This is a genomic window from Flavobacterium sp. (assembly GCF_043779715.1).
Lineage (GTDB): Bacteria > Bacteroidota > Bacteroidia > Flavobacteriales > Flavobacteriaceae > Flavobacterium.
Window position 1 is genome coordinate 1 of record NZ_JAYWDT010000038.1, and the last position, 23,242, is coordinate 23,242.

Consider the following 23,242-nt stretch of genomic DNA (forward strand, 5'->3'; position numbering starts at 1 on the left):
AAGAAGGCTATCTGAAATAGATAGCCTTCTTTATTTAATATGTATTAATTAAACTATGTTAAGTAATTTATACGATTTCTGTCATAGTAAATTCAAAATCGCTTTCTCCAATTATTCCGTCAAATTCAATTTCATAAAATTTCATTCTATCTATAAATATTGGGTTTAGTAATTTAAAATTTGAATAAGCCATTTGTACATCCAATTCAAATCGATTTAGTGTAGGCATAATTTTTCTTAAATTGTTCAAATATTTAGGGCCATTTTCTCCATTTTCAGTTTCTACTTCATTATCATTTACATCTGTAATTTCAATTAAAATTGGTTTATGTTCCATTTCAACATATTTTTCTATTCCAAATAGGTTCAATTCAGGTGGTAGTTGATAATTTTCATCAATCTCCTTGAAGATTTGGTAGAGAAGTATACAATGCTCTAATATTTCACTTCCATATTTATTTCTGCAAGCATAAATTAACGCTCTACCTTTTGTAACGCCAACATAAATTCCGTCATGTTTATAATTAGTTATAAATTTTTCGCCATTTGGAAGTATGACATCAGAAAATGTTTGATTGGACATTGCTAAAACTGCTTTCCTAATTTCATGATATTTTTCATTATCAAGTAATCTTTTTTCAGCTTCATTTGTTAAGAAGCGTAATAAATCCAAATTTTTATATTCAAAGTTTGGATTGATTCCTCCAAGACCAAACTCAATAATTGAATCTAAAAAAATTCTTGAAGTTCCGTGAAAATATCTAAATTCAAACATTGTTTTTTTATGAAATTTTTAATCCAATAAATCTCAATTATTATTTCTGTTTTTCAAGTTTTGAAAGTTTTTCAATTTGTCAAAATATTCATCCCAAAGTTCTTTTTTATCCTTTGATTGATTGACAGGATTTGATGCATCATCATAAAAGAAAACTTTATTTATTTCGCCTTTATCATTTCGTTGAACACCATCAGTACCATGTGCAATTTCAATTAATACTTTTTCAGTCAATCTTTTATATTTTGTGTAGATTGGAACTTCATTATAGTTGTGACCTACATGACCTTTGTAGTCAATGTTATTGTAACCTAAAGGCATATACTCACGATTAAAAGCCATCCACTCATCGTTATCATTTTTGGCAATTCCATAAGGAAGATTGATTCTAAAAAAATTGTTAAGCATAGTAATGAATTTTGATATTAATTAATCTTTATTTAGTTGTTACTTTCTTCTATTTCGTTCACATCGTAAAATTCTTGTAAATTTAGCGATGGATGTGAATTTTCTAATTCTGCTTTAACAGCATTTGGTGATAGCAATTCCCATTCGTATAAATTTTTCAAACCATCCTCATCTAAAGATACATTAACTCTTTCCAATTCAGTAACTAATATACCCGTTAAACTGGCTATTGTAACATTATAAATTCCGTTCTCTTTTCTATTCTTAATTGCTAAAACATTAATGATATTGGCTAGTGCTTGTATAGTTGTAATATTCTTTTTCATTTTTTGTATTGATTTTTGATTCGATTAGTTTGAACTCTTGTGGGTCTTTTATCATTTGATAGATAGGAATATTTCTTTCCTTTGCAATTCTAAATAATTTTTCTTTTAATTCCTGTTTATTCAAATGAAATCTTGTCCCTAAATAAATTCCAATCGGATTAGGTGTTTCCATTTTTTGCGGAAAATTGTCACCTTGTTTGAATATGGTTAATCGCCATTCGTTTTCATATTCCCATTCTCTTGATTTTACGAGGCTAGAGCCTATCATTTGCATAGTGTTATAGTCTTCAAATATTCCAATTTTATGTACTTTTTCACTATAGATTATGGGTTGAAGAAAATTTCTTAATTCGTCAACATCCTCAAAATCATATTCTATACAAATACCTTTATGTTCATCAGAATAATGACTCCACAATAGGAGTGAATTCTTAATCAGACTAAAACTGCAAATTCTTAAATTTCTATTTGTTTCTTCAACAATTTCTGACCAACGTTTTTGTACTTTACTTATTTGCTCTTCTGGAGATTGCATAAATGGAATTTTTCTGTCGATGCAAATCTTCGAGTATTCTAAAAAAGGTTTTTGAGATGTTGTTAATTTCTTAACTTCTTTTGCTACTAAACTTTGTCCTGTAAGTATCTTGAAAAGATTATGAAATTTATCTGACGCATAATACTCTCTTAAACACTCATCATTATCAACCTGAATTGAACACTCGAAAGGGTCATTCAAAGTGCCAATATCAGCTAGCCAAATATAATTTTGTTCAATATTTCCAATTGTTTGTTCACTTAAACCTCTGTATTTAAAAAAGGATTTCGGAAAATTAGCAAGCTTTAAAGGAATTGCTTCTTCAAAATTTCCCAAAACCATAAATTTCCAATATTTTTCTATCCAATTATTTGCCATTTGACTTTAAAACACTGATTAGTATTGTTAATCTACCATGTCTTTTTCAATTTCCGATAGCATTTTAATCAACTCGTTAACATCACTTTTATCCAATGTAATGAACCCTTTCTCATGAATATCTGCTCCTGATTCTCCTACTTGTATAAATACTTTTCCTTTGTCGTTCAAATAACAATCCATTTCATTATTATTTTCATCCTCAAATACTGTTCTTGATGCCATAATTTTATTGATTTAGTTTTCATAAAAATACACCCTTTTTAATAGGGATAAAAACATTTTTATTAACAAAATTTAAACCTTTACCACTAAAACAAAAATGCTCACTTAATGGTGAGCATTTTTGAGAGAGATAATGAATTGATTATTCAACTCTATATTCATTTAAGAAATCAATGAATAAGTCGTTAATATTTACAAGATGATTTAAGTATGGTGTATTGTCAAACCAACTGCTAGTTTTGTAACCATTTAACTTTTTTCTAAATAATTCTCCATTATCAAATTCAGAAAACATTAAATTCATTTGAAATCTAATTTCGTCTAATTCTTTAGTTTGACTTGTAAAGTTTGAATCATTTGCTTTAACTGGTTCTTTGTAGATGTCATTAGTTAGTCCATCAGAATAATAAGGAATCAATTCTAATTTATTAAGTTCTTCTAAAAATGATTCAGCTTTTGCGATAAAAAATTCAGTTGATTTCATAAGTCTTTAAATTGTATGTGTTTTTCAGTATTAACTTTCTATAAAAGTAAACCATTCTTGATGTTTTCCAATTAACAAATTATCAACAGTTTTTAAATCTTATCTACAAATATCAGACAGTAGACGTTGATAACTTTCAATATGAGTTCGATAGAAAAGTTTTAAATTTGAAACAATCATAAACTCACACAATCATGAAACCAGAGATGAAGTATATTGGGAAACAGATTACCATTCTATCCATAAAAGATTATATCGTTGACAATGGATTGACTGATAAAGCAATATTGTTAAATAGTAAAAACTTTGATGATGTTGTTCTTGAGTATAAAGAATTCTATAATGAAAGTATGAGCGTTCCTTATAACTTACTCGGAATTTTGATTACCGAAGATTACACTAAAACTGTACCATATAATCGAGTAGGGATAATAGATTCTGACGATTTAGAATGTCAAAATTACTGTTTTGAAGAAAACTATGATTTGTATGATGACGAAAAAGCGTACCGATGTGGATTTTGTGGAGGAATCGTTGATAAAAATGGTAACGAATTGTATGGCGAAGAAAGAAGTAGAATTATTCAATACATTGAAAAATTTGAAAATTCAATAGTTAATAAGACGCATGGATATTGTTGTAAAGAAGAATGGCAATAATCAAACAAAAAGACCAATCGTAAGATTGGTCTTTTGTAAAACTATATTTAGTACATTCAAATATAGTACTCTAATCTGAACGTGGTATACTGAGTATATTATTATCTAATATAATTATAAAAACTACCTACATTTCAAAATATTATATAGGATGAAAATTTATAAAAAAATAGTTATTCCGTTGCTAAGCACTTTGCTTTTAGTATTTTTTTTAATTCTTGTTATCAATATTTGGATTGAAAAAAAAATAAATGCACTTCTTTTACAAGATAACACTTCAACTTACAACTACAAAAAACTAGATATCTCAATTTTATCTAACTCAATCTATATTGATAGTGTTTCAATTATTCCTAAAAAAAACATTAAAACCACAAGTAGTAAGACAAAAATTTTCGCTACTATTTCAACTATCAAAATTACTAATATTGGCATGATGGGTATATTATTTAAAGATAAAATTACTGCAGAAAATATTATCATTTCGAATCCTAAAATCACCTTTTTGACTAACGAAAAAACTGCCAAAAAAGAGAAAGATAAAGCGTTACAACTATTGAAAAAAACAGTTTTAATATCAGCTATCTACTTAAAAAATGCTGAAGTAAGAATTGTGAATGAAACAAGTAAAAAGGTTTTATTCACCACTTATAATCTTAATATTACTTTAAATAGAATTGTACTTTGTGACGAAACAGCTACTAAAAAAATTCCATTTTTATTTAAAAGTTATTCAATAGAGTGTGGCAGGATGTATTATCATGCAAATGAATTTTACGATATTAAAAGTAAAAAAATTACAATTACAAATACTAAACTAAATATTAGCGATTTTAAGTTAATTCCCCTTTACAATCGGGAACAGTTTGTATCAAAAATAGCAAAGGAAAAAGATTTATTTGATGTTTCTTCCAGAGATATTTCCATAAATGATATGAATTGGGGATTTAAAGATTCCGTTTTCTTTTTTAATGCAAAAGAGGTTTTGCTAGGTAAAGTTGTGGCGTCAATATACAGAAACAAGGAGCCAAAAGACGACTTATCAAATAAAAAATTATACAATAGGTTGTTTCGTGATTTAAAATTTAATCTACATATTGATACTTTTAAAATTCGAGATTCATTTTTAATTTATGAAGAAGAAATTACATTTAAAAATGGATCTGGAAAATTAATTTTTGATAAATTTAATTTAACCGCCACAAATATTCAGAGCGGCTTTAAGAAAACTAAATTACCCGATTTAACCATAGATATTAATTGCAAATTCATGAAAAATTCTCCATTACTTATCCATTGGAAATTTAATGTTATGGATAAAACGGACGGTTTTAAAATTCAAGGAAGTATAAAAAATCTCAATTTAGAAAAATTAAATCCATTCACAAAACCTTATATTAATTTAAAAACTGAAGGTGTATTTGACAAAGTGGAATTTAACTTTGTAGGAGATAATATTTCAAGCAGTGGTAAATTTTCATTAGAATATGATGATCTAAAAGTAATCATATTCAAGAAAAATAATCGCAATAAGATAAACAAATTCCTGTCTGCAATTGGAAATTTATTTATTAAAAACGATACTAACGACAAATCAAAATCGACAAATGTTCAAGTTAAGAGAATTCAAGAAAAATCATTCTACAACTATTTATGGCTTAATATCACTGAAGGATTGAAAAAGTTGCTCATTTAATGTACTATTTCATAAAATGACTTCTCTTTTTAAAAGCATTTTATTTAAAATTGCTTACCATTTAATAACTACCCAAAAAAAAACTTATAACTCATCCCAAATAAGAAACGATAGCCTATTCTATAATAAAAAAATAAAACTTAAGTAAGCTTAAATAACTTAATTATAGTTTAAAGTAAATTATGAAATTCATAATTACAAGTTTCAATTTTATGAAAATAACAAATCAATCGATATAGTCATTCAAAGTAATTATTTTAAAAATTGATTTCTTATATTTGCTATCAGATTTTATAAAAACAATAAACTAACATACATTATAATGGCAAAAATTAAAGTAGCCAATCCAGTTGTAGAATTGGATGGCGATGAAATGACAAGAATTATTTGGGCATTTATTAAAGACAAATTAATACTTCCTTATCTTGAATTAGATATAAAATATTACGATTTAGGAATAGAAAGTCGTGAAGCTACAAAGGATCAAATCACTATCGATTCTGCTGAAGCAATCAAAAAATACAATGTAGGTATCAAATGTGCTACTATTACGCCAGATGAAGACCGCGTTAAAGAATTTAACCTTTCTAAAATGTGGAAATCTCCAAACGGAACAATTCGTAATATTGTTGGTGGAACAGTTTTTCGTGAGCCAATCATTATGAGTAACGTGCCTCGTTATGTTCAAGGTTGGACAAAACCAATCGTAATAGGTCGTCACGCTTTTGGGGATCAATATAAAGCTACTGATACAGTTATAAAAGGAAAAGGAAAATTAACCATGACTTTTGTTCCAGAAAATGGAGGAGAAACTCAGAACTGGGAAGTATATGATTTTGAAGGTGATGGCGTTGCAATGGCAATGTATAATACTGACGAAAGTATTTATGGATTTGCACATTCATCATTCCAAATGGCATTAACAAAAAAATGGCCATTATATTTATCTACAAAAAATACGATTCTTAAAGCTTACGACGGACGTTTTAAAGATATTTTTGAAGAAGTGTATCAAAGTGACTATAAATCTAAATTTGAAGCACTAAAAATTACTTACGAACACAGACTTATTGATGATATGGTTGCTTCGGCAATGAAATGGAGTGGTGGTTTTGTTTGGGCTTGTAAAAACTATGATGGAGATGTTCAATCGGATACTGTCGCACAAGGATTTGGATCATTAGGATTAATGACTTCTGTACTAGTAACTCCTGACGGAAAAACTGTCGAAGCTGAAGCAGCACACGGAACAGTAACACGTCATTATCGTATGCACCAACAAGGAAAAGCAACCTCTACAAATCCAATTGCATCTATATTTGCTTGGACAAGAGGATTGGAACATAGAGGAAAATTAGACAATAACCAAGCACTGATAGATTTCTGTTTGAAACTAGAACAAGTTTGTGTAGAAACTGTAGAAAGCGGAAAAATGACTAAAGATTTGGCTACATTAGTAAAACCAGAAGGTTTAACAGATGCTGATTATTTAACTACCGAAGATTTCTTAGCAGCAATAAAAGAGAATTTGGATAAGAAATTAGCTTAATTTACTTTATTTAAATGACTCACAAAAAAAGGCAATCAGAAATGGTTGCCTTTTTTTTAACCATAGATTAACAATTGATATGTAACAAAAATCGTATTAATTCGTCAAATTTGTAACTCTTGAAATTGAAAAAATAAAAGCTATGATTACAAAAAAAATGCTCACTCTATTCGTTTTTATATTAGCTTTTGCAACAAGTTTTGCACAAGATAGATTTACAATTTCAGGAATAATTTCTGATGCAAAAAGTAATGAAACACTTATAGGCGTAAATATTTCTTCAAAAAACACGAAATCTTTTGCAGTCACAAACGAATACGGGTTTTATTCGCTGACTTTACCAAAAGGAGAGTATGAAATTGTAATTAGTTATGTAGGTTTTCAAACCATTGAAGAAACAATTCCTTTAACAGAGAATATTAAAAGAAATTATAGTTTGTCAGACTCTGGGCAACAATTAGAAGAAGTTGTTATTACCGAAAAAATAAAATCTAACATTCGCAAACCAGAAATGAGTGTCAATAAACTATCTATTGCAACCATCAAACAAATGCCTGTTGTTTTAGGGGAAGTTGATGTTCTAAAAGCTATTTTATTTCTTCCCGGAGTTACAAATGCTGGCGAAGGACAATCAGGTTTTAATGTTCGTGGTGGTGGTGCAGATCAAAATTTAATTCTATTAGACGAAGCTACAATTTTTAATTCTTCTCACGTTTTTGGGTTCTTTTCTGTTTTTAATCCCGATGCCATTAAAGATCTAAAATTATACAAAGGCGGAATACCAGCACGTTTTGGAGGTAGGGCATCGTCGGTTTTAGATATTTATCAGAAAGATGGAAACAGTAAGAATTTTCATGTAAATGGTGGAATTGGATTAATTTCTAGTCGTCTTCTTGCCGAAGGTCCAATTGTAAAAGACAAAGGTTCTTTTCTTATAGGTGGTCGTGCTTCGTACGCACATCTATTTTTGAAATTAACAGATAACAAGAATGTCGCTTACTTTTATGATTTAAATACAAAGTTAAATTACAAGCTAAATAAGAATAACAATTTATATGTATCTGGATATTTTGGTCGTGATGTTTTTTCGTTAAATAAAACTTTTACCAATACCTACGGAAATTCGACTCTAAACTTACGCTGGAATCATTTATATTCGGATAAATTATTTTCAAATTTATCGATGATTTATAGTGATTATTATTATGGCTTAACATTAGATTTTGTGGGCTTTAATTGGAATTCAGGGATTAAAAATTATAATCTTAAATATGATTTTAAATATTATTTGTCAGATAAAATTAAATTAAATTATGGTGCTAATGGGATTTATTACAATTTCAATCCTGGAACCATCGAGCCAATAAATTCCGAATCAGATATAAATTACAAACAATTAGAAAAAAAGTATGCTTTCGAACCAGCATTGTATATAGATGCCGAACAGAAAATTACAGATAAGTTAGCAATAAATTATGGTTTGCGTTATAGTTTATTTTATCGCTTGGGAAATTCGACAGTCAATCTGTATGAAAATAACCAACCCGTTTTTTATGATTCAGATTTAAAAATTTATGAAAAAGCAAAACCTATTGGAACTGAATATTTTGGAAAAAATAAAACTATTTTTAGTTTTAATAATCTGGAACCTCGTTTTTCTGTAGCTTATGAATTAAACAATAATCAATCCGTAAAAGCAAGTTACAATCGAATGGTACAATATTTACAGCTCATTTCGAATACAGCTTCACCAACCCCTCTTGATGTTTGGACACCTAGTGACAATTATATAAAACCTCAAATTGCAGACCAAGTTGCAGTGGGTTATTTCAATAATTTTAGTGATGATAAATATTCTGTTGAAATTGAAAGTTTTTACAAAAAAATACAAAACAGAATGGATTACATAGATGGTGCGGATCTAATTGCGAATGAAGCCATCGAACAAGTAATTCTAAATGGTAGAATGCGTTCCTATGGTTTAGAATTTCTGATTCGAAAAAATACAGGAAAACTAAATGGTTGGATTGCTTATACAATTTCAAAATCACAACAGCAAACTCCGGGAAGGACTCCAACTGAGGTTGGTGTAAATAATGGTGATTGGTATCGTTCTGCTTATGATAAACTACATAATCTTGCAGTTACAAGCACTTATAATCTAAATAAAAAATGGACTTTTGGAGCTAATTTTACACTACAAACGGGTCAGCCAGTAACTTATCCTAACGGACAATATGTATATCAAGGTATTACAATTCCTAGTTACGGATTAAGAAACAAAAATAGTTTACCAACTTACCATCATCTAGATATTTCGGCGACTTATGTTCCTAAACCAGACAAAAAGAAAGGAAGACAAGGCGAATGGGTTTTTAGTGTTTACAACTTGTATGGTCGAAAAAATGCTGCATCCATAAGTTTTCGTCAAAATGCTGATAATGGAAGTAACGAAGCTATTAAGCTATCAATCTTCGGAATTGTTCCGTCGGTTTCTTATAATTTTAAATTCTAGAAAAATGAAAAACCTAATCAAATATTTAACCATAATAACAATACTGTTTTTCTTAACAAGTTGTGAAGATAATGTAGATATTGCTCTAGATACAGCAGACCCTAAGCTCGTTATAGATGCAGTTATAAAATGGCAAAAAGGAACTTCAGGAAATCAACAAAAAATAAAGCTTACCACAACAACTGATTTTTATACTAATATAATTCCAGTAGTTTCTGGCGCCACAGTTTATATAACAAATAGCACAAATACGGTTTTCAATTTTATAGAAATTCCAAACACTGGTGAGTACGTTTGTATGAATTTTATCCCTGTTATAAATGAAAATTACACATTAACAGTAATAAATAATGGACAAACATATAAAGCAACCGATAAATTATTAGCGACACCCGATATTGATAATATTAGTCAAATATCGGTTCCAGGTGTTGGAGGAACAGACTTAATTCAGGTAAAATTTTTCTATCAAGATAACGGGCTAGAAAATAATTTCTATTTAATAGGTTTCAAAAATAGTACTAAAGCATTTACAGAATTTGGAGTTATCAGAGATCGTTTTTTTCAAGGTAATCAAATGTTTGGTTTTTATACCGATGAGGATCTAAAAGCAGGAGATCAACTTGATATTTACCTACAAGGTATATCCGAACGTTATAACAATTATATGGAAAAGCTACTTAATATTGCTGCTACCGATGGTGGAAACCCGTTTGCAACACCACCAGCAACCTTAAGAGGAAATATTATAAACCAAACAAATGAACAAAATTTCCCATTAGGATATTTTAGTTTAGGAGAGGTTGATACTGATATTTATTTTGTTCAGTAGCAATTTTGCTTTTATTTCAAAAAACAGCAAAAAATATTTTTCCCATTATTAAAAATACAACAGCAGTCTTTTTATCTTTGAAAAAAAAAATGTATAAAATAATAGCTCAAATAAACAAACTTCTTTTACCGAGTTTTACTAAACAACGATTAGATTTAGCCAAAGCAAAAAAATGGCAAATGGCAATAATTGGTTACCGTTATTTTGTGACCAAAAAAGCCTTAGATTCTTAATTTTATGTTTTTGAAAATCTTTTTGAATTTTGATTTGCAAATTTAACATTTATAACTATATTTGCACTCACAAAAAAGGCCTCGTGGCGCAACTGAATAGCGCACTTGATTACGGCTCAAGAGGTTACTGGTTTGAATCCAGTCGAGGTCACAAAATATAATACAGTCGTATTCTTTAATGGTACAAAAACCTCGGTATTTCCGAGGTTTTTTTATGTTTTTAAATGAGAAATATTGCCACCTCACACAAAGCCTTTACTTTTGAGTCTTCTGGTTATATTTTCTCTTCGCGTTCCCAAAAACGATGATGACCCATTGCTGCAATAAACGAATTTGCAAATTTACTTTTCGTTTCCTGGCTCAGTAGTACGCCATTATCTGAGCTTTTTCCATTATTTAAGGCATTGGTGCTGGAAAGCACGGTGATACCTTCTCCTTCAGCCGCAATGATTTTGCAGTGTTTGAACGCATCGTTGACAAATTCGATTACCTCTTTATTTTCTTTCAATAAGGCGATTCCTTCTCCTGCCGGAATAAATACGGCATCAAACAGCACAGAAGCAGCAATCAGGTAACTTTGGTCAACCACTAAAACATTTCCTTCTTCTGTTGCAATAGTACCCAGATGTGGCGCAATGATTTTTATTATAGCTCCGGCTTTTTGCAAAGCTGTTTTCATTTTGACCACCGAAGCATGGCTGACTCCGTCCTGACACAGAAAGGCTACCTGTCTGGTTGCAATCGTATTGGAAAGGGTTTTGTTTTTCAGCATACTCAATGCTGGTGAGACGGCTGTCTGCTGTTTGATTCCTATTTTTGATTCGTGCTTTTTTGGGTTAGCATCCGCACCAATACCATAGTTCATAGGTTTTTCTGGCGTTCTAGGGACTTCCATTCCCAATCCTTCCGCTATTTAGCGGCTAGCGTTGCATCAATCTGTGACAGCAGTCTCAGCATTCTGGTTCTGATAGCTTCTGTTTCTACTTTTCCTAATTCGAAGCGTAGGGCTTTAATAATATGTCCCTGCTCAACAGGTGTCTGACTTTGAAAGAAAAGCGTGGCCTGACTGAAATGATCGGAAAAGCTTTCACTGCGATCACGAATTTTCTGAGCATCTATACGCTCATTGAAACTAGCAAATCCGCCTTCTTCAATTTTTGCCTGAAAAGGACAACCACCACCAAGGGAATTAGGATGATAACTTACCCTTCCGGTATTGATTTCCTGTCTCATTTGACCTTCACGTTGGTTATTGTGCATGGGTGCCACGGATCTGTTAATGGGTATTTCGTGGAAGTTTGGACTGCCAAGTCTTGAAAGTTGTGTGTCAGTATATGAAAATATTCTGCCCTGCAGTAGTGGGTCATTTGTAAAATTAATTCCAGGTACTACATGTCCTGGATGGAAAGCGACCTGTTCCGTTTCTGCAAAGAAATTATCCGGATTTTTGTTTAGTACCATTCGACCAATTATTTTAACGAGAACCAATTCTTCGCAGGAATAATTTGAATAAAATATAATGTTCCTGCCATGAAGCCAGATATAGATAATCTTTGGGCCAGCATGAATAGTATCAGGTAAATTGGGATGATTTACACTATAGAAAGTATAGAAACAATATTGTTCTTGTTTTATTTCTTCTGTAATGTGGGAATCTTGAAATTCCTTTTAAAAATTATGAAACACTTACCATAAATAATGTATCTAATTTTACTTAACAATAATTCAGTTTTCTATTAACTAAAGAATTTCAAAGCAACTAACAGAATTACACTTTCCAAAAAATTAGTGTTATTCAAAAAATAAAAACAGTATGAAAAAAATAAAGCCTCTTACGGTAATTACACTATTGCTTGTTCCTTTTTTATTCACTTCTTGTGAAGTTATAGAAGGTGTTTTTAAAGCAGGAATGGGTTTTGGAATATTTATAGCCATTGCAATAGTTGTAGTAATTGTATTTATCATAGCGAAAATGGCGAAAAAATAAATAGAAGAACCAGTGTCAAACATTTTAAATAATAACAAAGATGAATAATTTTTTCAAAACAGTAATAGCAGGCTTTGGTACATACAAATTTGGGGGCTGAATTATTTGTAGCATATTCGTTTTGCAGTAATCTATTTTTTGTTAGGTTGATGCAGTTAAAAAACAAAGAAATCATTTTAAAAATAATTATAAACAATTTAAAACTAAAGATTATGAGTACAGGTAAAGTAGTATCAGGAGTATTGGCAGGTGTTGCCATTGGAACGGTTTTAGGAATTTTATTTGCACCCCAAAAAGGTTCTAAAACACGCCAACAAATCATGGACAAAGGAAATGATTGTATGGATCAACTTAAATCAAAATACAACGATTTAGGAAGTTCCCTAAAAAATCAATTTGAAAGTTTAAAACAAGAAGCCACTGACTTAGGCGAAAAAGGAAAAAATAAATATGAGAATGTAAAAAATGATTTGCAGAATAATATGTGATAGTAAACATATTAGATGTCATTAATTATCTGAATTCATTCGATAACAATAAAAAAATAATATTATGAACGATAATGCAACTATACTAACTACTCTTTTAGAAAGAGCAGAAAATTATGGAATAACAACTTTTGAATTGTTTAAACTTAATGCAATAGACAAATCAGCAGATGTAGTTTCGTCACTAATTTCGCGTCTTGCGATTTTAATAACGGTTGTATTGTCGTTTATAATTATTAACATTGGTTTCGCACTATGGATAGGGAAAGAGCTTGGTGAGACATTTTATGGCTTTTTTATCATTGGAGTTTTCTACGCATTGTTAGCGCTTCTGCTTCATGCTTTCCGTCATCAATGGATAAAATATCCGCTTAGCAATTCTATTATCAAACAATTGTTAAAAAAGAAACATCATGAAAACTAAAAATGAAACCGATTCATTAAATGAGTTAATCATTACAATGAAAAAGAAACGTGCTTATGAATTGGATCTGTTAAAGAATCAACTTCATGTTGGATGCGAAAGTTTAAGACCCTTAAACCTAATTAAACATGTATTTCACGATATCACTGATTCTCCTGAAGTAAAACACAATTTAGTTAATAGTGTTATTGGTTTAGGAACTGGTTTTTTATCCAAAAAACTACTGATGGGCAATACGCATAATCCCATTAAAAAAGTATTTGGAACCTTACTTCAATTTGGTGTTGCCAATGTAGTTGCAAAACATACTGATGATATTAAATTAATAGCAGGGAATCTGCTGAAACGAGTTTTCATTTCAGACAAAGCGAAAAAAGCATAGTATGAAAAAATCAAAAAAAAGCGTTTCACACACATTCGAAAAATTAGCCACTTATGTCTGTAAAATTACTGGTAGTACTCCAGCATTTATCATTGCATTTTTGATAATAATTGCATGGGCAGTTTGTGGTCCTTTTTTTAATTTTTCAGAAACTTGGCAGCTTGTTATCAATACAGGAACTACTATTATTACATTTCTAATGGTATTTTTAATACAGAAAGCACAGAATAAAGATTCATTAGCCATTCAACTTAAGCTCAACGAGCTCGTGGCTTCCAATGAATTTTCAAGTAATCGTTTGGTTGATATTGAAAATATGACAGAGGAAGATATGATAATAATACAAAAATATTATAAAAGGTTAAGTGAACTTTCCAAAAATGATATATCGCTTCAAACATCACATTCTATTGATGAAGCGCATCATTTACATGAAGTTAAAAAAACCAAACCAAAAAGATCAATTACTAAAAAGTAATTTATAAGTAATGATTTCATGTATCATACAGTATTTTATTTACTGTTTTACATACATTGTCTAATCATTTGCCAGGCTACTAGTTTCTGTTCAAAAGACATTCCCGCATTGGCTGGACTGGTAGAAGGTAGATTATATAGCTTGTGTTTTTCTGAAACAGTGACATATTTTTTAAAATATTGCGCCGCCTTCTGCCCGTTAAAAAAGATATATTCAATATTAGAATGTGCTGCTAAAAATGTATTAAAATCATTGTGTACTTCCTGTTCAATAGCACTATCAAGGCTTCCTATTCGGGTACAGGTGCTCAGAACATCCCAAACCGCAACCTTATTTTTTAGGAGTATGTTTTTACGGGTTTCATATGCTGAGGAAAAAGGTTTGTCAAAAATGGTGAATATCAGTTTCCAGAACGCATTTCTATTGTGCCTATAATATTGGTTCAGGATCAAAGATCGAGTGCTAAGAATGGTGCCGAGTATAAGGGCTTTAGTGTTAATGGTTAATATAATGGGAAAGGAATTTAGTGTCATTATGTATTTTGAGTGAGAATTCAAAGTAAGAAAAATTGTTTTCAGTGTTTTAAATAAAATTTTTATTCAAATTTTGTTATTGGAAAATTACTCTTTTTAAAGGCGAGTTTTTTAAAGTGCTCAATTTTCTTTTTAATTCTTTTCTCACTAATTTCTGAATCTACACCAAATGATTTAAGGGCTTCAAAATTGACGTCTAGGTCAGAAAAAGCTAACCAATCGGGGTGTTTTTATTTTAATCTCTTTCAAATAATTACCTATTTATCTGATTTTTAGCTATATTTGTAGACTAAAAACATTTTTGTGAGTATCGAAAAGAAAATAGCAGCTCTAATCAGTTGGTTCTTATCACGTCCTAAGACCTCAGGTTTTATTGTTTTTATATCTCTATTATCATTTTGTAGCACTGTCTTTTTTTTTAAATACCAAGCTTTAAAACAAAATGAGCAACACGAAATGGAAAGTATTTTAGCTGTTGTTAAAAAAAATATTGAGCAAAACTTAAAAAGTAATTATGTAGCAACTATTACTTTAGCATTAACTATTGACGATAATGGGAATCCTAAAGATTTCGAACAAGTTGCCAAACAAATTATTAGCAGCAATAATTATATAGATGCTGTACAGCTAGTTCCCAACGGTATTATAAAATATACTTATCCGTTAAAAGGAAATGAAGCTGCAACAAATTTCGATATACTTCACAGTCCTTTACATCGTAAAGCTGCTTTAAAAGCTATTGAAACAAAGTCAATTTATTTTTCTGGACCTGTCCAATTAAAGCAAGGAGGACTTGGAGTTGTAGGCCGTTTGCCTATATTTAAAAAAGGTAAATTTTGGGGTTTTTCGGCAGTAATAGTTAAATTTAAGACCCTTATAAAATCAACTGGAATCGAGTCTTTTAAAAGCAATAAGTACTATTTCCAACTGTCAAAAATAAATCCAATAACAAATACTGAAGAGTTTTTTCTTGAAAACAAATCTCCAATACCTGACAAATCATTCGAAAAAGTAGAAATTCCTGAGGGAGATTGGGTTCTCTACATCATTTCTAAAGAGCAAAATTATTTACTAGTCTTTTTCCCAGTTATCATAATAGCTTTTTTATTTAGTTTACTCTGTGGAATTTTTGTTACAATTTTACTTAAAAGACCTTCGGAATTACAAAAATTAGTAAAGTTGCAAACAAAAAAAATAATTCAAAGTGAATTTTTATTCAAATCCATTTTTGAACATGCTGGTCTAGGAATTGTACATACAAATTCTATCGATGGCACTTTTATCGATGCAAATGACAAATTTTGTGAACTTATTGGTTATAACCAAGAGGAAATAAAGAAAATGAATTTCATGATGATTACACATTCCAATGATTTGGATGAAGATTTAATGAACATGAAAAAAATGAGAAATGGAGAAATAAGACAATTTTCTATGGAAAAAAGATATTATCACAAAAATGGAAAAATCATTTGGATAAATATAACGGTATCTTCTCTATGGGAAAAAAATGAGAGACCAAACAATCACATTGCTATCATTGAAGATATTTCAGGCAGAAAAGAATCCGAAAGACAAGTACAAGAATCACAACAAAAAATTAAAGATTTAATTGATAGTATTGATGGGATAGTTTGGGAAGGAAATTCAGAAGATCCGGGTGTCACTTATATCAGTAAAAAATCAGAACATATTTTAGGATATACTCCTGAAGAATGGGTTGAAGATGATCATTTTTGGAGAAAAATAATTCATCCCGAAGATAGAGATTGGGTTGTTGATTACACTACTAAGTATGCGCGTGACAAAAAACCATTTGATTACGAATATCGTATGATTGCCAAAAATGGTAGTATCGTTTGGGTTCGTGATATTGTAAGTGTTTATCATGAAAGTGAAAATATAATTAAATTTAGAGGAATTTTAATTGACACAACAAAATCGAAACAATTTGAAATAGATTTGAATAATTCTTTAAAATTAGTCACCGAACAAAACAAAAGATTGCTAAATTTTTCGCATATTGTTTCGCATAATTTACGAGCCCATACCAGTAACATTCAATCCTTGATTAGTTTAATTGAAATAAGCGAAGACCAAGAAGAACGAAACGAATTATTGGTTTTATTAAAATCGGTTTCTGAAACTTTAAATCAAACTATGAGCAACCTAAACGAAGTTGTTTCTATACAAACGGATATAAATCCTATTATTGAAAAATTAAATCTAAATAAATACGTTAATAAAACAATAGAAGTTTTACGAAATCAAATTATTAAAAACGAAGTAGTTATAATAAATACAATTCCAAATGACGTGACAGTAAGCTTTAATCCTGCTTATCTGGAAAGTATTTTACTCAATTTTATATCAAACGCTATTCGATACAAACATCCAGACCGAAAACCTGAAATTGAACTTAAAACATATATAGAAGACCATTATCAAATACTTGAAATCAAAGACAATGGTATAGGTATTGATTTAAAGAAAAATGGAAAAAAATTATTCGGTTTATATAAGACATTTACTAATAACCCAGAATCAAGAGGAATTGGACTTTTTATTACAAAAAACCAAATTGACACTCTAAAAGGAAAAATAGAAGTAGAAAGTAATATAAACATAGGTACAACTTTTAAAACATATTTTAATAATGCTCCAAAAGAGAATTTGCATCATTGATGACGACCCGATATACAAATTAATCACTAAAAAGTTGATTCAAAAAACCAAACTTTACAGTGAAACCATAGAATTCAATAACGGAAATGAGGCCATGATTTATTTTGAAGCCACTTCCGATTTACCTGATATTCTTCTTCTTGACATAGAAATGCCCGAAATGGATGGATGGGAATTTCTTGATGAATTTTGTAAATTAGAAAAAAGAATCAATAAAGAAAGTATGGTTTATATCGCCAGTTCTTCTATTGCAATCGAAGATAAATTAAAAGCAGAAAAATACGAATGTGTTAAAGAGTTTTTGAGCAAACCAATCAATTTAGACAAATTGCAAAAAATAGCTGAGTAAGTTTAAATTATATTTGCTTATAAATTAAAGACATGAGTACCGATTATATTTACGACAAAGAATACAACAACATTATATTTTCTAATTACGAAATCACACAAAAAGAATACGAAAATTGTGTTTTTAATCATTGTGATTTAACAGCTTGTAATTTTACAGGTGTACATTTTGTAGATTGTACTTTCAATTTTTGTAATTTTAAAGAAGCAAAAATTGGTCACGTAGGTTTGCGAAATGTACTATTTAAAGATTGCGATTTCACTTCAGTAAACTTTGCGATGACAGACCAGATTATTTACGAATTCAATTTTAAAAATTGTAAATTAGATTACGTTCAGTTTTATGATTTGAAGTTGAGAGGAATGTCATTTATAGATTGTAGCATGATTGCTGTCGATTTTATGCAATCTGACCTTACCGAAGCCTTATTCGATAATTGTAACCTACATTTAGCTGTTTTTAGTGATGCTATTGCTAATAAAACTGATTTTTATTCCAGTTATTTTTTTTCGATAGATCCTGAAAAAACAAAACTTAAAAAAGCTGTTTTCTCGCAAGAAAATATAAAAGGTTTGTTAGATAAATATGAGATAATAATTAGATAAAACACGAATTTCACTAATTTACACGAATGATTTTGTGCTAATTAGTGAAATTTATGTTATTTACTTCAAGATAAACTACTTCAATCCAGCCAAACTCTGCTCGATTGTAGCAATTTTTGCTAAAGCATCGGCTTCTTTTTTGCGTTCCATTTCTAGCACTTTTTCTGGAGCACCGGCAACGAATTTCTCGTTTGATAGTTTTCCTTGTACCGATTTTAAGAAACCTTTGGTGTAATTTAATTCTTCAGTTAATTTCGAAATTTCAGCTTCTACATCGATATTTCCTGTAATTGGAATAAAATATTCGTTCGATTTTACTCGGTATGATAACGCACCTTCTACTTTTTCAGAAACATATTCTAACGAAATGATATTTCCTAATTTGGTAACTACCGAATCAAAATAAGTTGAAGCCTTATCATTGTTTACAACTCTAAGTTCGATAGTATCTTTAAACGGAATATTTTTGTCCTTTCTGATGGTTCTAATGCCTGAAATTACTTCGATTGTATTATCGAAATCAGAAATTAGGCTTTCGTTGAATGGTTTTATTTCTGGCCAAGTAGAAACTATCAATGCTTCTTCTGGTGTTCTTTCTTTAATAGTTTGCCAAATTTCTTCTGTTAAAAATGGCATGAACGGATGCAGTAATTTCAAATTATTTTCTAACATTTCTATCGCTTTCGCAAAAGTTACGCTGTCAATAGGTTGTTGGTAAGCTGGTTTTATCATTTCGAGAAACCATGAGCAGAAATCGTCCCAAACCAATTTGTAAATTGTCATTAATGCATCGGAAATTCTGTATTTTTCGAAATCATCATCAATAGTCAATAAAGTTTGTTGCAATTTTGCTTCATACCACTCTATTGCTACTTTACTTGATTCTGGCTGCGGAATAGTTTCAGAAACTTCCCAACCTTTTATTAGTTTGAAAGCGTTCCAAATTTTATTGGTAAATCCTTTTCCTTGATTACATAATTCTTCGTCGAACATAATGTCGTTTCCTGCCGAAGCACTTAGCAATAACCCTACACGAACACCATCGGCACCAAATTTTTCGATTAATCCTAATGGTTCAGGAGAGTTTCCTAATGATTTAGACATTTTACGACGTTGGCTATCACGAACCAATCCTGTTAAATAAACATTCGAAAATGGTTTTTTACCAGTATATTCATAACCTGCAATAATCATTCTCGCTACCCAAAAGAATAAAATATCTGGACCAGTTACCAAATCATTCGTTGGATAGTAATATTTAAAATCTTCGTTTTCAGGATCTAAAACTCCACCAAAAACTGACATTGGCCACAACCAAGAGGAGAACCAAGTATCTAACGCATCGGCATCTTGTCTTAAGTCGGAAGTTTGAAGTTGGGCGTTTGAAGTTTTTATTTTGGCTAAATTCAAAGCTTCTTCAATATTTTCGGCAACTACAAAATCTTCTTTTCCGTCACCGTAGAAATATGCAGGAATTTGTTGTCCCCACCACAATTGACGTGAAATATTCCAATCGCGGATATTTTCTAACCAATGACGATATGTATTATTAAAACGTGATGGATATAATTTAACTTCTTCAGTTTCTAGAACAGCTTTGATTGCTGGTTTAACCAAATCTTCCATACGCAAGAACCATTGGTCAGACAAACGAGGTTCGATAACTGCTTTTGTTCTTTCTGATGTTCCTACGTTATTGATGTGGTTTTCTATTTTAGAAATGGCTCCTAAAGTTTCTAATTCTTTTGAAATTTCTTCACGAACCACAAAGCGATCTTTACCTTGATAATGCAATCCGAAACTATTTAAAGACGCATCATCGTTGAAAATATCTATAATTTCGAGATTGTGTTTTTCTCCTAATGTCTTGTCATTCATATCATGAGCTGGCGTCACTTTTAGACAACCAGTCCCGAATTCTAAATCAACATATTCATCTTCAATAATTGGGATAATTCTTCCAGAAATTGGAATAATCGCTTTTTTACCTTTTAGGTGTGTATGACGCTCATCATTTGGATTAATACAAATTGCAGTATCTCCAAAAATAGTTTCAGGACGTGTGGTGGCAACGGTTAGGAAATCTTCACTTCCTTCAATTTTGTATTTTATATAGTACAATTTTCCTTGACGTTCTTCGAAAATTACTTCTTCATCAGACAGTGTCGTTTTTGCTTCTGGATCCCAGTTTACCATACGATAACCACGATATATTTGTCCTTTGTTGTATAAATCTACGAATGATTTTATTACAGAAGCTGACATATCAGGATCCATCGTAAACTTAGTTCTGTTCCAATCGCAAGAGCAACCCAATTGTTTGAGTTGTTCTAGAATTGTTCCGCCGTACTTGTCAGTCCATTCCCACGCATGTTTTAAGAATTCTTCACGTGTTAAATCATTTTTATTGATTCCTTCTGCTTTTAGTTTTGCTACAACTTTTGCTTCGGTTGCGATTGATGCATGGTCTGTTCCAGGAACCCAACAAGCATTGAATCCTTTTAGTCTGGCACGACGAATAAGCACATCCTGTAATGTATTGTTTAGCATGTGTCCCATGTGTAATACTCCCGTCACGTTTGGTGGTGGAATTACGATGGTATATGGCGTACGATGGTCTGGTGTAGAATGAAAATAATTATTTTTCATCCAATAGTCATACCATTTTTGTTCGGTTTCTTTGGCGTTAAATTGTGCTGGAATTATCATATCTGTTGATTCGGTTATTCGGTTGTTGAGAACGACTAATTTGTGTTTAGCCCTGATGGAAGTGGAAATCCTTGTCTCGTTTTTTAACGAGATAAGATTGCAACGTACAGCAGGAATAATGTTGTTATAGAAAGTGAATGTTCTGCTCCTAAAAAAGAAAAAGAACTTTGGTACACTTTTTGTAATTATATGCAAAAGTAGGTAAACGGATTAAATATAAAAAGAGTGTTAAAACATTTGTATGTTTACTGAAACAAATCTATTTTTACTAATAAATTGAAATTGAAATGAAAAAAATCTTTACTCTTATAGCAATTGCTGCTTTTGGTTTTGTATCTCAGGCGCAAAGTGGTGCTAAAATTGAGTTTTCAGCCAAGGATAATACTATCGATTATGGTACTGTAACTAAAAACAATGATACTGGAATTAGAACTTTTGAGTTTACAAATACTGGTAATGAGCCACTAATTATTAAAGATGTAAAATCGTCTTGTGGATGTACTGTTCCTACAAAACCTACTGATCCTATTTTGCCTGGAAAAACAGGAAAAATTGATGTAAAATACAATATGAATCCTGGTCCTATTAGAAAAACCATTACTGTAGAATCGAACGCTATAAACTACGAAGGGGGTATGGTTCCCTTGAAAATAAAAGGTACAGTTGTTGTTCCTGAAGAAGTAAATATGATGGAAAAGAAAAAATCTTTACCTAGTAATTAGAAAAAAAGCCTCGATAATTCGAGGCTTTTTTTATAGTATTTTTTTGAGTTCAAATTTGAGTTTTAGGATTACTCCTTTTCTTTCTATTTCCATGTAAATGGTTTTTCCATCCTCGGATTGTAATAGTTCTGTTATGTCTTTTAGTTTGTATTTGAAAACGTGATTTCCATTTATTTTAGCAATTATATCTCCTTTTCTAACTCCTGCTTTTGCTCCTGGAGAATCTTTGCGAACATTTGTAACTTCATACACTGGTTTTAGCAAAAAGTTATACTTAACACTTTTTTCTCGCTCATCTATTACTGATATTTCAGCATTTACCAATTGGGTTTTAAGTTCGACCTCTTCTTTTATCCATTGTAATCCATTGTGTTGTACTTCAATTCCGCTCATATTATAATTGAATGGTTCATAAAAATCTGAATTTTTTTTGAGATACATTTTTTTGTTTTGGTAATCAAAAAGAACATTAAATTTTTTTAGGATTTCGCCTCCTATAGAACCGTTTCTACCTTCGACCATGTTTGCATTTTGTAACGATAATGAGTCTGGAAAAGAAATTGTAGGATAAGGTATTTTATGATTACCTATTTGAAGTTTTTCAATTCGCGACCGTTTACCATATATATTTCCACTAAAACCATAACCCAAAAAATCATTGAAATAAATAGGTGGGGATTTAATGTTTATTTTATTTTCAAACAGCCACATAGCGTCACTTCCGCCAGAATCTACGAGTAGTTTTGTTTTTATTTCTTGGTTATTTAAATTAGCAAAGGCTTCTATATATGGCTTTTGCAGTTCTAAGGAAATAGGAATTTCATCATATTGTTTTAATTTATTGATAGAAAAATTTAGATTATTTTTATAAATATTTAACCTTTTTCTACTATAATTTATTTCTATAAAATGGTTTTTAAAGAATTCATAACCAATAATGCCATGCACTGGAATTCCCAATTGCGAAGAAAAATTAATTTCTTGATCTAAGATGATATATATCTCGTGATTATTATCTGTAAAACCTTTTATCGAAATTTTATTTTTTTTAGAATGCAATGCATCAATAGTATTACCACTGCCTAAACCACGAATTTTTATCTTTTCGATATTATTAAATTGTAATGAGTCTGAGTCATCTAAACTAAAAAGGACAGTGTTTTCGACACCTGTGTCCAATAAAAAATTAAGTTTTACTCCGTTTATTTCTACTGGAATTATTACTAAATTATTAATTAATTGAAAAGAAATTTTTATGTTTTTTT

At 30.3% G+C, this 23,242-nt stretch carries 26 protein-coding genes and 1 tRNA gene; 16 read left to right on the forward strand and 11 right to left on the reverse strand.

What is annotated here, in order from left to right; genetic code table 11:
- Positions 1–67: 67 nt before the first annotated feature.
- The 6 genes from ACH2BG_RS01575 to ACH2BG_RS01600 form a co-directional block, all read right to left on the reverse strand.
- Positions 68–775, reverse strand: coding sequence for a hypothetical protein (locus ACH2BG_RS01575; protein ID WP_395045980.1), 708 nt, complete (start codon positions 773–775; stop codon positions 68–70).
- A 33-nt stretch (positions 776–808) separates the two neighbouring features.
- Positions 809–1,183, reverse strand: coding sequence for a hypothetical protein (locus tag ACH2BG_RS01580; RefSeq protein ID WP_395045981.1), 375 nt, complete (start codon positions 1,181–1,183; stop codon positions 809–811).
- 32 nt (positions 1,184–1,215) lie between these two features.
- Positions 1,216–1,509 (reverse strand): hypothetical protein, encoded by a 294-nt coding sequence (locus tag ACH2BG_RS01585; RefSeq protein WP_395045982.1) that lies wholly within the window; start codon positions 1,507–1,509, stop codon positions 1,216–1,218.
- Complete coding sequence (locus tag ACH2BG_RS01590; protein ID WP_395045983.1) at positions 1,463–2,422, reverse strand: DUF2971 domain-containing protein; 960 nt, start codon at positions 2,420–2,422, stop codon at positions 1,463–1,465. The genes ACH2BG_RS01585 and ACH2BG_RS01590 overlap by 47 nt, the downstream gene beginning before the upstream one ends.
- Positions 2,423–2,449: 27 nt before the next feature.
- Positions 2,450–2,647 (reverse strand): hypothetical protein, encoded by a 198-nt coding sequence (locus tag ACH2BG_RS01595; RefSeq protein ID WP_395045984.1) that lies wholly within the window; start codon positions 2,645–2,647, stop codon positions 2,450–2,452.
- Positions 2,648–2,789: 142 nt separating this feature from the next.
- Positions 2,790–3,131, reverse strand: a complete 342-nt coding sequence (locus ACH2BG_RS01600) for a hypothetical protein (protein ID WP_395045985.1) — start codon at positions 3,129–3,131, stop codon at positions 2,790–2,792.
- A gap of 206 nt (positions 3,132–3,337) precedes the next feature.
- Between ACH2BG_RS01600 and ACH2BG_RS01605 the strand changes: the two genes are divergently transcribed.
- The 7 genes from ACH2BG_RS01605 (at position 3,338) to ACH2BG_RS01635 (ending at position 10,766) form a co-directional block, all read left to right on the forward strand.
- A complete protein-coding gene (locus ACH2BG_RS01605) occupies positions 3,338–3,790 on the forward strand; it encodes a hypothetical protein (protein WP_395045986.1) in 453 nt (150 codons plus the stop codon).
- A 556-nt stretch (positions 3,791–4,346) separates the two neighbouring features.
- Positions 4,347–5,486 (forward strand): hypothetical protein, encoded by a 1,140-nt coding sequence (locus ACH2BG_RS01610; RefSeq protein ID WP_395045987.1) that lies wholly within the window; start codon positions 4,347–4,349, stop codon positions 5,484–5,486.
- A gap of 322 nt (positions 5,487–5,808) precedes the next feature.
- A complete protein-coding gene (locus ACH2BG_RS01615; RefSeq protein WP_395045988.1) occupies positions 5,809–7,035 on the forward strand; it encodes an isocitrate dehydrogenase (NADP(+)) in 1,227 nt (408 codons plus the stop codon).
- A 142-nt stretch (positions 7,036–7,177) separates the two neighbouring features.
- Positions 7,178–9,550, forward strand: a complete 2,373-nt coding sequence (locus tag ACH2BG_RS01620; protein WP_395045989.1) for a carboxypeptidase-like regulatory domain-containing protein — start codon at positions 7,178–7,180, stop codon at positions 9,548–9,550.
- A 4-nt stretch (positions 9,551–9,554) separates the two neighbouring features.
- Positions 9,555–10,382, forward strand: coding sequence for a DUF4249 domain-containing protein (locus ACH2BG_RS01625; RefSeq protein WP_395045990.1), 828 nt, complete (start codon positions 9,555–9,557; stop codon positions 10,380–10,382).
- An 89-nt stretch (positions 10,383–10,471) separates the two neighbouring features.
- Complete coding sequence (locus tag ACH2BG_RS01630; protein ID WP_395045991.1) at positions 10,472–10,615, forward strand: SsrA-binding protein; 144 nt, start codon at positions 10,472–10,474, stop codon at positions 10,613–10,615.
- 77 nt (positions 10,616–10,692) lie between these two features.
- Positions 10,693–10,766: transfer RNA gene (locus ACH2BG_RS01635), tRNA-Arg, on the forward strand.
- A 123-nt stretch (positions 10,767–10,889) separates the two neighbouring features.
- Here the strand turns inward: ACH2BG_RS01635 and ACH2BG_RS01640 are convergent.
- Together ACH2BG_RS01640 and ACH2BG_RS01645 are read right to left on the reverse strand one after the other, a co-directional pair.
- Positions 10,890–11,510 carry a DJ-1/PfpI family protein gene (locus ACH2BG_RS01640; RefSeq protein WP_395045992.1) on the reverse strand — a complete coding sequence of 207 codons (621 nt, stop codon included), beginning with the start codon at positions 11,508–11,510 and terminating at the stop codon, positions 10,890–10,892.
- Positions 11,511–11,524: 14 nt separating this feature from the next.
- Positions 11,525–12,076 (reverse strand): catalase, encoded by a 552-nt coding sequence (locus ACH2BG_RS01645; RefSeq protein ID WP_395045993.1) that lies wholly within the window; start codon positions 12,074–12,076, stop codon positions 11,525–11,527.
- Between the two features lie 352 nt (positions 12,077–12,428).
- On the opposite strand from ACH2BG_RS01645, the gene ACH2BG_RS01650 reads away from it, so the two are divergent.
- From ACH2BG_RS01650 to ACH2BG_RS01670, 5 genes are all read left to right on the forward strand, one after another.
- Entirely contained in the window at positions 12,429–12,602 is a 174-nt protein-coding gene (locus ACH2BG_RS01650; protein ID WP_395045994.1) for a hypothetical protein, read from the forward strand.
- 212 nt (positions 12,603–12,814) lie between these two features.
- Positions 12,815–13,090 (forward strand): YtxH domain-containing protein, encoded by a 276-nt coding sequence (locus ACH2BG_RS01655; protein ID WP_395045995.1) that lies wholly within the window; start codon positions 12,815–12,817, stop codon positions 13,088–13,090.
- Between the two features lie 64 nt (positions 13,091–13,154).
- Positions 13,155–13,514, forward strand: coding sequence for a hypothetical protein (locus ACH2BG_RS01660; protein ID WP_395045996.1), 360 nt, complete (start codon positions 13,155–13,157; stop codon positions 13,512–13,514).
- Positions 13,504–13,896: a hypothetical protein gene (locus ACH2BG_RS01665; protein WP_395045997.1), complete on the forward strand. Its 393-nt coding sequence runs from the start codon at positions 13,504–13,506 to the stop codon at positions 13,894–13,896. Before ACH2BG_RS01660 ends, ACH2BG_RS01665 begins: the two co-directional genes overlap by 11 nt.
- A gap of 1 nt (position 13,897) precedes the next feature.
- Entirely contained in the window at positions 13,898–14,374 is a 477-nt protein-coding gene (locus ACH2BG_RS01670) for a low affinity iron permease family protein (RefSeq protein ID WP_395045998.1), read from the forward strand.
- Between the two features lie 47 nt (positions 14,375–14,421).
- Here ACH2BG_RS01670 and ACH2BG_RS01675 read toward each other — a convergent pair whose 3' ends face one another.
- A complete protein-coding gene (locus ACH2BG_RS01675) occupies positions 14,422–14,907 on the reverse strand; it encodes a DNA-deoxyinosine glycosylase (protein WP_395045999.1) in 486 nt (161 codons plus the stop codon).
- Positions 14,908–15,210: 303 nt separating this feature from the next.
- Between ACH2BG_RS01675 and ACH2BG_RS01680 the strand changes: the two genes are divergently transcribed.
- The 3 genes from ACH2BG_RS01680 to ACH2BG_RS01690 are packed head-to-tail and all read left to right on the forward strand — an operon-like array spanning position 15,211 to position 18,546.
- On the forward strand, positions 15,211–17,592 hold the full coding sequence (locus tag ACH2BG_RS01680; RefSeq protein ID WP_395046000.1) for a PAS domain S-box protein: 2,382 nt from the start codon (positions 15,211–15,213) through the stop codon (positions 17,590–17,592).
- A complete protein-coding gene (locus tag ACH2BG_RS01685; protein WP_395046001.1) occupies positions 17,564–17,941 on the forward strand; it encodes a response regulator in 378 nt (125 codons plus the stop codon). Before ACH2BG_RS01680 ends, ACH2BG_RS01685 begins: the two co-directional genes overlap by 29 nt.
- A 32-nt stretch (positions 17,942–17,973) precedes the next feature.
- Positions 17,974–18,546: a pentapeptide repeat-containing protein gene (locus ACH2BG_RS01690; protein WP_395046002.1), complete on the forward strand. Its 573-nt coding sequence runs from the start codon at positions 17,974–17,976 to the stop codon at positions 18,544–18,546.
- 75 nt (positions 18,547–18,621) lie between these two features.
- Here ACH2BG_RS01690 and ACH2BG_RS01695 read toward each other — a convergent pair whose 3' ends face one another.
- On the reverse strand, positions 18,622–21,255 hold the full coding sequence (locus ACH2BG_RS01695) for a valine--tRNA ligase (RefSeq protein WP_395046003.1): 2,634 nt from the start codon (positions 21,253–21,255) through the stop codon (positions 18,622–18,624).
- A 287-nt stretch (positions 21,256–21,542) separates the two neighbouring features.
- Here ACH2BG_RS01695 and ACH2BG_RS01700 point away from each other — a divergent pair, with 287 nt between their 5' ends.
- Complete coding sequence (locus ACH2BG_RS01700) at positions 21,543–21,977, forward strand: DUF1573 domain-containing protein (RefSeq protein WP_395046004.1); 435 nt, start codon at positions 21,543–21,545, stop codon at positions 21,975–21,977.
- 30 nt (positions 21,978–22,007) lie between these two features.
- Here ACH2BG_RS01700 and ACH2BG_RS01705 read toward each other — a convergent pair.
- Positions 22,008–23,242, reverse strand: a 1,235-nt coding sequence (locus tag ACH2BG_RS01705) for an aspartyl protease family protein (protein ID WP_395046005.1), incomplete at its 5' end; no start/stop codon positions are given.